The organism is Mesorhizobium sp. M1C.F.Ca.ET.210.01.1.1 (assembly GCF_004791585.1).
Lineage (GTDB): Bacteria > Pseudomonadota > Alphaproteobacteria > Rhizobiales > Rhizobiaceae > Mesorhizobium.
On sequence record NZ_SRUU01000086.1, the window covers coordinates 1 to 1,344 of the forward strand.

Below are 1,344 nucleotides of genomic sequence, written 5' to 3' on the forward strand. Positions count from 1 at the left end.
CGATCCGCAAACTGAATTTGACGTCGATCTCCGCGACCGATCATAGTTCGGATGCACGTTCTTCGCGGTATCTAGAAAAGGTTCTCAGCCTGTCGGTTCGCCGTTGATTTTCGGCACGAGAGGCTAGTGGTGAATAGTCAGTCGCCGCAAGGATTGGCCCCGGGATCCGACATGAAAATGAAGGAATCTATCGACCTATGGTGCCTCAGTTGGTGCTGCAGAATGATCAGCAGGGAAATTGAACACAATGAACCTTGACAGCGCAAAGGAGCTAGCCTCCGTCGTCTTTTCTGACAATTATTTCGAAGCGAGGCAGAAATTCCTGGCGGCGGCGCCGACGTCGCGAGCATACCGATGCAGGACAAACGGACCCTCTGGTGAGGCTCTCTACACGGACGCAGCATATTTTGGCCCGGCGGACGCCAAGAAACTCCTGGTTCTGGTTTCCGGCACGCACGGACCAGAAGGTTACATCGGTTCCGCGGCGCAACTTCTATTCTTGCGAGCTAAATTTCACGAGCGTCTCCCATCCTCCACGGCGGTGCTCTTCGTCCACGCGCTGAATTGCTACGGTTTTGCCTGGGATCGCCGAGTTACCGCGGAGGGGGTTGACCTCAACCGGAATTTTGTCGACTTTTCCAAACCGCTCCCCTCGAATCCTGGATACGAGGAGTTGGCTGAGCATTTTGTTCCCGCGGACATCTCCGAGGAGGGATTGAAGCGCGCTGAGGCTGCGTTCGCGGCATATCAAGCGCGCCACGGCGAATTGAAACTTCGGGAGGCGCGGGGATCGGGGCAGTACACCAATCCGGGCGGCCTGTTCTACGGCGGAACCGAGCCTACCGAAGCCAGGCGAACTCTCGAGGAAATAACGAAGGAATTCAACGTAGCGGCCCGCGATGAGGTCATCATCATAGATTACCACACCGGCCTCGGCCCTTACGGCTATGGGGAGCTGCAATGCGAGCAGTCGTCCGGACTGGGCGGTTATGAGCGAGCCATCAACATCTTTGGCCCGTCCGTAACGTCGCCGGAGGTAGGGAATTCTTCCGCCGAAATCATACCTGGGACCCAAGACGCTTTTTGGGAGCGTATCTTGGGGAGCCGGCACACCTACATTGCTCTTGAATTTGGAACGTACAAACTAAATACAGCGGTGCTGCGCGACGACCATTGGTTGTTCATGTATCAGCCAGAAGAGGCTGATTCCGAGCGGGGCCGACAGATCCGTCAGGTCGCCAAATTGCACTACTATCCGCAGGGGTCAGACTGGAAGGAGATGATCGCTTGGAGATCGCACCAGGTGCATCGACAGGCAATCGAGGCGCTTGCGTCAGGAGAATA

General features: G+C 56.2%; 1 protein-coding gene. It reads left to right on the forward strand.

Annotated elements, in window-relative coordinates; genetic code table 11:
• Positions 1-247 precede the first annotated feature (247 nt).
• Positions 248-1,344, forward strand: a 1,097-nt coding sequence (locus EN853_RS33020) for a DUF2817 domain-containing protein (protein ID WP_127863055.1), incomplete at its 3' end; no start/stop codon positions are given.